This is a genomic window from Phormidium sp. CCY1219, from assembly GCF_035615515.1.
In the GTDB taxonomy this organism is placed as follows: Bacteria; Cyanobacteriota; Cyanobacteriia; order Cyanobacteriales; family Laspinemataceae; genus CCY1219.
This window is the reverse complement of the sequence record NZ_JAJENT010000365.1, coordinates 1-9,028: the sequence shown is the minus strand read 5'-3', so window position 1 is coordinate 9,028 and position 9,028 is coordinate 1. Positions and strand designations below refer to the sequence as shown.

Sequence of the window (9,028 nt, the reverse complement as noted above, 5' to 3'; positions counted from 1 at the left end):
GGGGGACCGGGGGTCAGTCGCTCGGCTTATATCCCCACGGATAAATCCGGGGGCTTTACGCCGATTCTCGGTAAAAGGCGCAAGCATCCTGCGTCAGGGGGTCGAGTAACCGGCCCAGGGTAGACCAGGATTTGCCATAAAGGGAATGGGCGTGGGCGGCGCTGACGGCATCCGGGCGCGCTTGGTGGATTTTGGAATGAATGGCAAATCCCGCCGCATTCACCGGTTTATCCCCTTCGATGACTTCACCTTTGTGATTCACTAATAGCAGGTCACAGACGCGAATGTGACCGAAGTACATGCCAAAGGGATTGACCCAAAAGCGATCGGGAAATTCCGGATCCCGCGCGGTGATGTGACCGGCGAGTCCTTCATCAAAACCAAAATGGGCAAACAAGCGAAAGGCAGCAGCTAGGCGCTGTTTCCGGTGAATTCGTTCCGCTTCCAGACTCTCGAAAGTCGGCGGTTGCGGGAGTTCGGGTTTGATTAAGCGGGTGTCTATGGCGTGTTTCATCTCGGGCAGTGGTTGCAAAAAAGACTTCTTTTAGGTTAACTTGGGGGTAACGAGTCTTAATAAAAGTTAACACTAAACCGCAGCAAATGCAAAACCTAGCCAACTGAGGTGTGATGATGAACAACCTACAACTATCCCGAACCGGGGCGGCAAGTCTCTCCCCATCGCCGATTGTAGAAATAAACGGGCAACTGAAGTATAAATCCGATTGTATGACGCCGGAATATTTCGCCCGATCGCCTTTCACCATCGAGCTTTATGGCGATCGCGTCCGGGTAGACCATTTCGTCCCGATCTTACCCGATGCCAATTCGGCGATCCAGTACAGCGATCGCCTGGTGGAATTAGGCGCTGCGATCGCCGAAGGACCAGGAGAATGGCCGAATGAATTTTGTCCCGAAGACGAGCCTTTTCCAGATGATTTGGCCATGTATTTCATCAGCTTCGTCCTCCCTGCTGGCGGCATACTCGTGCTTTTGGCCCCTCACGCCCCCCACGATCGCCTCGACCGCGATCGGCGCGCCAGCGGAGATAATGCCGTTCCTCATATTGCCATTCAAGTAAACGATATGCACTCCGCCGCCCAACACTGGCGACAGAAAGGCTTTATCCCCCTCTCCGCACAACCGCAAGACGACGGTTGCTTGTGTCAGTGGTTCCTGAGAAATTGGGCCGGACAGGTTATCGAACTGATCCGCCGCCAACCCGGAGGTCAAGATACTTTTTCCTGCCAGAACATTCGCGGGTTGCGCCTCTCGGAAGTTGAGCAATAACAGGCGATTGAAATACCACCGTGGCAATACCGGGCGGGGGATTGAAATCGCGCCTGGGCTTTTTCAAACCCACCGATATATACTATATTTTAGCACAATGAGAGAATATCGGGACATGGCATGCCCTGTCCCGATACGCGATGGTACTCCATCAAAAGTTTAGAAAATTGGGATTACTCCTGCGGATCGCCCGGAACTTCAGATAACGGCATCGACCGACCATATCGGCCTCTGCCTCGTCCTTGGCGACCCCGAGGGAATTCATCATCCATTGGGGGGCGATTTCCTTTACCTCTACCGCGCCCGAAACCGCGACCCATTCCCGGTTCCGCGAATTCCGCCGATTCCGACAACAGCTCGCGAATCTCACTTAAAAGCTGCCGCACCTTTTGCCATTCTGGGGCATCTGCCGGTTGCGCGTCGCATTGCATCTGCCATTCATCTAGCAACCCCGTTAACGATTCCGGGGCGCAATCGTTCCCGCTATCTAACTCTCGCCCAATTTCCAATAGGCGATCGGCTAATGCCACCGGCACTCGGATCGTGCGCGTTTCTCCATGCCGCCAGGCTCCTTTTCGTCCCGCGCCGGGACGGTATCCACCACGTCGATGCATAACTGTTCTCCGTATCGAACTTTGACATCTTCATCATAGGCGAATTTTGATTCTGTGTCAATATCCAAAACCAAAATATTTACAAAACTATAGATTTCGTGACAGAATCACTATTTCCACCCCGTAGGGTGCGTGACTCGGGTCGATCCAGATTGCAATTATCCCCCAAATCAACACCCCGAGTCACGCACCATTCCAACCACCCAATCCCTCACCGCAGAGAATCTCAACCCAACGTGGCATCGATAAACTTAAGCTGCTGATAGAGCATGTCAATTTTGGGAAGTTGCACCCCCTGACTTGCCGCCGCGCGCAAGGGATTGCCAAAAATGGCTTCCACTTCCAGAGGTTGAGCGCGATCGCAATCTAACTTCATACTCGTGAGATAGGGTTTCATTTTCACCGTATGGTCCAGCATCGAATCGAGGAAACTGGGGGGAATTTCCCGTCCAAACGCCGCCGCACCGGCAACCACCTCTTGCATCAACTGTTCTGCCAAAGTGCGGGTGTGCGGATTTCCCATCAGGGCATCAGTTTTGGCATCCAACACCACCGAAAGGCCATTAAACGGGATATTCCACACCAGTTTTTTCCATCGCGCCAGGAGCAAATCCTCCGAGAATTGAACCGGAATCCCCGCTTGTTTGAAATCCTCCCCAATGTGACGCATTCGGTCCGTAATGCCTTGGGGTTGATAGTTCGCCGCATATTCGGCAAAATTAATGTATCCGTAATCCAGATGGCGGATATGTCCCTCACCGACTTTATTCGAACAGATAAAGCACAGTCCTCCCATAACGCGATCGCTGCCCACCGCCTCAGCCGCCAGCTCTTCACTACCGAGGCCGTTTTGTAGCAATATTGCCACCCCCGAATCCTTCATCACCGGGGGTAGCAGTTGGGGTAACAAATCATTGCGCGTGGTTTTCAGCGCCACCACCACCGCATCGCAAGGCGGCATCTGATGCACGTCATTATAGGCATAGACCGGGTTGAGGGTAAAATCACCATCAACCGACTCCACAATCAAACCGCGATCGCGCACCGCATCGTAATCCCGATGCAGCAAAAAATGAACCTCCAAACCCGCCTGTTGCAATTTTGCACCGTAAAATCCACCGATCGCGCCAGTGCCGATAATTCCATAGCGGCGTTTACCCTGAGACTGAGATAATTCCCCCATCATCAAAATCCGTCTAACTCGCTACATCACAACAGAACTTACGCACCTACTTCACAGGTACGATGGACAATAAATTGCCCACCCTACAGGTAATGCTTAATTTGACAAGATGCCTAAGTCCTACAGAAATTACTCTACCTCACAATCCGCTAGAGTCAAATGCAAACCGTAGCCTAAGTTTCCCGAAAAATTTCCGCCTATGCCTTGACAAAATACAATTTTTGTGGTAATAAAATTCCCACAGCGCCACCCCACCTATCTCAACACCGACTCGCCCCAAACCCGATTATCATAAAAAGGAGTTTACGAAACTTCATAAAATGACCGCAACCACAGAACAGCTTACCGCGCCAACCCAATTAGAAAAGCAAACTTGGACTTGGAGAGGCCATCAAATTAAATACAGCATCCGGGGCGAAGGTCAGCCCTTGGTGCTGATTCATGGATTTGGAGCCTCCATCGGTCATTGGCGCAAAAACATTCCCGTATTAGCAGAAAACGGGTATCGAGTTTTTGCCATCGACCTACTCGGATTTGGCGATTCCGATAAACCCCCCCTCGAGTACACCTTAGAATTGTGGCAAGCCCTGCTCAAAGACTTCTGGGAAGAACAGATCCGAGAACCCGCCGTATTTATCGGCAATTCCATCGGCGCGCTACTCAGCTTGATGATAGTCGCCGATTCTCCCGAAATTGCTGCCGGGGGCGTATTGCTCAACTGCGCCGGCGGATTGAATCATCGTCCCGAAGAACTCAATCCCCCATTGCGGGTGGTGATGGGGATGTTTGCCAAGCTGGTGAATTCTCCCACCGTCGGGCCATTTTTGTTTAATCGCATCCGTCAGAAACACCGGATTCGCAGAACCTTGAGGCAAGTGTATCGCAACCCCGAGGCGGTTTGCGATGAATTGGTAGATTTGCTTTACGAACCCTCTTGTCATGCGGGGGCGCAGAAAGTATTTGCCTCCATTCTCACCGCCCCGGCGGGCAAACCCCCCGTGGAGTTTTTGCCCAAACTCCAGCGTCCCTTGTTAGTCTTGTGGGGTGCGGATGACCCTTGGACCGCGATCGCCGGCGGACGGATTTTTGAAGAGTTTGCCAATACCCAGGCGATCGAGTTTGTTTCGATTCCCAACACCGGTCACTGTCCCCACGATGAGCGTCCAGAAATCGTCAATCCGCTGATTGTGGAGTGGTTGCAAAAGTTATCCGCGCCAGAAACAACCCCGGCGATCGAGCAGGGATAAACCGGGCATGTAGAGGCGCGAAATTTTCCGCGTGACTCGTTCCCCCCGTAGGGGGGAACGCCCTTTTGTAGAGAGGCGATTTATCGCGTCTGACATTCATTACCATTCCTCCCAGTCAGCTTTCGATCGCTTCTTGGTCCAGTCATCTTGCCCTTGCGGTTCTGACTGCCAATTCTCGGCGGGTTGTGGTTCCGATGCAGTTTGATTCTCCGGGGATGGAGGAGGAATCTGCGAGGCGTTGTCTTCTTCCTCCTGTTCCGGGGAGGGCGGTGGTTCAGAAGCAGGGGGAGTGATAATTCGCGCCTCAGTTTCTCCCGGGGATTCCCGGTCCTCATCCCGGGACTCGCCGCGATCGCGATAGCTGTAGGAATACATGGATCCGGACCAAGATTCGCTCCTCGGTTCTTTTACCACCTCGTAGTTATAAGCGTCAGATTCGATTTCGTCGAAGAATTCCTCATCTTCGTCGATCCAGTTTTTGTCATCGTCGAATTCCTCGGCGGAGGTCGGGTGAAAGGGTTCCCCCGGGTCGTTATCCTGCAGGTGGGTCGCATTGGGGTCCCAAGTTCGGCCAGAGGGCGGGGGGGTTTCTGATTGGGGGTTTCTGGCGGAGGGAGACCAGGATGCGGGAGGTTCCGGGGAGGGTTCTATCGGGTCGCGGTAGGGCGATCGCCCCCGTCTGACTCGCGACTCTTTGGCGGCCCAATGAGCGTAGAGACGCAAGAGCATGTCCATCACCCAGGACGTGACACCACCGAGGGCGATCGCCCCTAACACCCACACCGACAGAGGTAAGGGGACAGATTTCATCCCTAAAAACACCAATGCCAGACTCGGCGAGGTATTTTGCACGGCAAAAATAATTAATCCGCCGAGAACCACCAGCAGCAGCACAGTGCGAAATTCACGCATAAGAATTTAACTCTGAATAATCAAGATAATGGGGAATAGGTTAATTTAAAAAATCAGACTTTCTCATTAAAAGCGGGAGTGATTAATGGCCTGACCAGCGACGCAGGGGAATGCAATCGATGTCCAAGATATCCAACGCCCGCGCCACCACAAAATCTACCAAATCCTCAATGGTTTTGGGTTTGTGATACCAGGCGGGAATTGCCGGGACGATAGCAGCGTTTGCTTCTGCCAAAGCGGTCAAGTTTCGCAAGTGAATCAGACTAAAGGGGGTTTCGCGCGGGACGATGACCAATTTGCGACCTTCCTTGAGCTGCACGTCAGCGGCGCGTTCGAGCAAGTCAGAACTCAACCCATTAGCGAGTTTGGCCACCGTGCTCATACTGCAAGGGAGGATGAGCATTCCCAAGGTACGGAAAGAACCACTTGCTATATTAGCGCCTACATCCTGCCAGGGGTGACAAGTCAGGGTACCGGTGGTCACACCGCCGGCTTGTTCGCGCCAGAATTTTTCTTGCGCGGCGGGGTCTGCGGGCATGCGGATATTGTTTTCAGCTTGCCAGACCATATAGGTGGATTTAGAGGCCACCAGTTCGATGGGATAATCGGCCTCGAGCAGGAATTTAATTGCGCGGACGGCGTAGATTAAACCGGATGCGCCGGTGATGCCTAAGATTAGGGGGAGTTTTTGTTGGGGGTTGGAGTTGGAGGTATTAATTTTTCCGAGGGAAGTTGTAAACGACAAAGCTGGGGGTTATTTTATCATTGGAGGAATGTTTTGAACTGATTTTAAAGGGGAGAAAGGGTGAGGAAATAAGGGGGTTGAAAAGGTGGGGAAAGTTAGGAGGGTTCCCAGGGTGAGCCTAGGAACCCGTTACAGGTGAAGGGGGGAAGTTAAACCGGTAGGGGTTTATTCTTCATCGTCATAGTCGTAGTAGTCGCGATCGCCCATGCGATAATCGGAATAGTCATCGGCACTGGCTTCGCTACCGCCGCCCACGGCAACCAAGTCAATTTGCTGACGGTAATAGTCCACACTTTTGACTTGAACTTCGACCCAATCGCCGAGGCTGTATTGCTTGCGGTTTTTGCGGCCCACGAGCGTTTGTTGGCGAGAGCGATACTCGTACCAGTCGTCTTTTAGGGAAGAGACATGGACCAGACCTTCCAGACGCAGGGGGGAACCATCGGGGGATTCCACTTCGATTTCCACGAAGAAGCCGTAAGATTGGACGCCGGTAATCAGTCCGGAGAAGGTTTCCCCGGTGCGTTCTTTCATCAGGCCGGCTTTTTGCAGACCTTCCAAGTCGGCTTCGGCTTCTTGGGTTAATTTTTCCCGTTCGGTCAGATGGCCAACTAGAGTGGAGAATTCGGTTTCAAACTCCTGTTGGATATCGGGGGGGAGGACATTCCAGGTAATCAGGCCATGACAGTTACTGCTATGTAGGTCAACTCGATCGCGGGCGCGGGTGGTTTTGCGATCGCGGCCTTTGTCGAACAGAGTTTTGAGCAATCGCTGCACCAATAAATCCGCATACCGCTGCACTGGTGCGCTAAAGTGAGTATATCCTGTTGTGAGCGCCAAACCAAAGTGAGGGTTAGCTAACGTGCTGTAGGTGGGCGGTTTCAGGGTAGACTCCAGCAGATAAGTGAGGACTCGCTCGCAAGTGGATGCGGCAAACACCTCAGTAAAGTCTTGAAAGTCCGTAGGCGTGACCTCATCCGGGTCATCGAGCATTACTTCCACCCCCATCTGGCTAGCCAGCTTGATCAGTTCGTCCACCCGATCGAGGTCCGGCGCGGGTTGAACCCGATAAATGCCGGGAAGGCCGAGTTCCTTGATGTGGTTAGCGATCAGTTGGTTGGCCAGGATAACGAACTCACACATGAGTCCCCGAGCCGTGAGGTGAGAAGAAAGGGCGATCGCCCCTTGCACGCCTTCATCGTTAAAGACCGACGGGCAAGTGCCGTATTGATTCGGTGGCAGATTCAATTCAAAGCCACCGCGCTCCCGACGTTGCTTTTGCAGTTTATAACTCAAGCGAAACAGTTCATCTAACAGCTCGTTCACCTCATCCGGGAGGAGTTCCCCATCTTCAGAGGGTTGGCGATCGCGCAACTCATTCCACCAACTCGGAATCGTTTCTGGGTCAGCCACTTCTTCTTGAACTGAATCCAGTAGAGATTGAGCTTGGGAATTCGCCACCTGATAGTCAACCTGGATAACGCTGGGTTGAATTTCAAAATCCACCACCCCAAATTCATCTAAGGTGACTAATACCGAAATCGCGAGGCGCTCTTCACCTGGAATCAGGGAACAACTTTCCACCGCGATCGCCTCGGGAAGCATTGGCAATACCGTCTTGCCCAGATAGGCGGACACGCCCCGCTTGCGCGCTTCGCGGTCTACAGCCGTATCCGGTAGGACCCAATGTGCCACATCAGCCACGTGAATGCCAATCCGCGACTGACCCCCCTTGAGCGATTCCAAGGTAAACGCTTGTTCGACCACAAACGAGGAATTATCCAGTCCAGATGTGGGCATCACAGAGATAGCAAACAGTTTCCGCAAGTCCAAGCGATTTTTCAGATCGCTTTTTCGCACCGACTTGGGAAATTCCGCAATCTCATCGAAGACGGATTTTCCGAAAGAGCGAGGTAAGTCATGCTTGCAGCAGACAATATCCAAATCATTGGCATCTTCAGCATCGGATCCGAGAATTTGAGCCACGCGCCCCACAGGCGGATTGCTACCCAGGGCGTAGCGCAAAACTTCCACGTGAACCAGATGATCCACCGCCGACTCCAGAACCACCCCATTGGGTTTCAAATCCAGTTCAAACAGCAAGCGATCGTCCAAAGGAACCGCTTGATAGCGAGAGTCGCTTTGTTTTACCCGCGCCAACACCGAAGGGTTAGAGCGTTCCAGAATCAGTTTCACTTCTCCTTCCGGAGAGCGACGACGGCTGCCCTCTTTAATGATATTGACCAACACGCGATCGCCATTCCAAGCATTACTCAGATGGCATTCTCGGATATAAATATCCTCCGTGCCTTCTTTATCTTGAATCGCAAAGCAAAACCCCTTGCTCGAGCAACGTAGTTTAGCTTCCACGACATTTTCTTCCCAGATGCGACGATAGCGACCCTTCTCTTTTACGAGAAGGCCAATTTTTTCCAACGCATCCAGGGCGATTTGCAAATAGCGCACGCTCGTTTCATCCTGGCAACCCAGTTTCTTTTCTAAGACCTTGGGAGCAACCAATTTGTCATCTGCAAAATTTGCCAGTAGTGTAGCGATTGAAAAGTCCATGAGCGCGATCGATCCTTGTTTTTCCATTCGGTTCTCTTCCTGGGACACAAAACAGCGGTAGTTGCCGCCGATCTCCAGCATTCCCGAGCCTTTCGGCCAGTGACGACTAAGCGTTCGCCATTAACGAGATTGTACTGGAGCGAGCATCCCCGGCATCCAACCCATCCCGCCAAAACCGTGGTAGCGTATGAATGCTCCCCCACCTGCTGGCGCAAGGTGGGAGTGTCCCGGTAGGGCTTACGGCTGTCAGGCCCGCTCCCCGTATCCCAGTCAGGTAGCATTCTCACCGCGCACTGGGAGCTTTTGCCCAGATGCGCCTCCAAATCGTTTCCGTCTGGAGCTAATTTGAGAAAATGAATTGTCCGTGGATTCTAACCTAGCTCCCTACATTTACTAATTGGGCGATACCAGGATTTACAGGGCATCCAGCCTTGCCAAATGGGTCGTGTCTCCGGTTGGCTCGGAATCTGTG

General features: G+C 52.6%; 8 protein-coding genes. 2 read left to right on the top strand and 6 right to left on the bottom strand.

Features of this window, described 5'->3' with window-relative positions:
- Window positions 1-55: 55 nt before the first annotated feature.
- The gene (locus tag LKK83_RS07085) at window positions 56-514 is read right to left on the bottom strand and encodes a class II aldolase/adducin family protein (RefSeq protein WP_324630289.1); all 459 of its coding nucleotides are present in this window, start codon (window positions 512-514) and stop codon (window positions 56-58) included.
- A gap of 113 nt (window positions 515-627) precedes the next feature.
- Between LKK83_RS07085 and LKK83_RS07080 the strand changes: the two genes are divergently transcribed.
- Entirely contained in the window at window positions 628-1,287 is a 660-nt protein-coding gene (locus LKK83_RS07080; protein WP_324630288.1) for a VOC family protein, read from the top strand.
- A 173-nt stretch (window positions 1,288-1,460) separates the two neighbouring features.
- Here the strand turns inward: LKK83_RS07080 and LKK83_RS07075 are convergent, their stop codons facing one another.
- Both LKK83_RS07075 and LKK83_RS07070 read right to left on the bottom strand, forming a co-directional pair.
- Complete coding sequence (locus tag LKK83_RS07075) at window positions 1,461-1,901, bottom strand: hypothetical protein (RefSeq protein WP_324630287.1); 441 nt, start codon at window positions 1,899-1,901, stop codon at window positions 1,461-1,463.
- Window positions 1,902-2,127: 226 nt separating this feature from the next.
- Entirely contained in the window at window positions 2,128-3,084 is a 957-nt protein-coding gene (locus LKK83_RS07070; protein ID WP_324630294.1) for a putative 2-dehydropantoate 2-reductase, read from the bottom strand.
- 320 nt (window positions 3,085-3,404) lie between these two features.
- Between LKK83_RS07070 and LKK83_RS07065 the strand changes: the two genes are divergently transcribed.
- The gene (locus LKK83_RS07065; RefSeq protein ID WP_324630286.1) at window positions 3,405-4,331 is read left to right on the top strand and encodes an alpha/beta fold hydrolase; all 927 of its coding nucleotides are present in this window, start codon (window positions 3,405-3,407) and stop codon (window positions 4,329-4,331) included.
- A 99-nt stretch (window positions 4,332-4,430) separates the two neighbouring features.
- On the opposite strand, the gene LKK83_RS07060 is transcribed toward LKK83_RS07065, so the two are convergent.
- The 3 genes from LKK83_RS07060 to LKK83_RS07050 form a co-directional block, all read right to left on the bottom strand.
- Window positions 4,431-5,243, bottom strand: a complete 813-nt coding sequence (locus tag LKK83_RS07060; protein WP_324630285.1) for a hypothetical protein — start codon at window positions 5,241-5,243, stop codon at window positions 4,431-4,433.
- A gap of 82 nt (window positions 5,244-5,325) precedes the next feature.
- Window positions 5,326-5,961 (bottom strand): flavin prenyltransferase UbiX, encoded by a 636-nt coding sequence (locus LKK83_RS07055; RefSeq protein ID WP_324630292.1) that lies wholly within the window; start codon window positions 5,959-5,961, stop codon window positions 5,326-5,328.
- Window positions 5,962-6,153: 192 nt separating this feature from the next.
- Window positions 6,154-8,556 (bottom strand): ribonuclease R family protein, encoded by a 2,403-nt coding sequence (locus LKK83_RS07050; RefSeq protein ID WP_324630291.1) that lies wholly within the window; start codon window positions 8,554-8,556, stop codon window positions 6,154-6,156.
- Window positions 8,557-9,028: the final 472 nt, after the last annotated feature.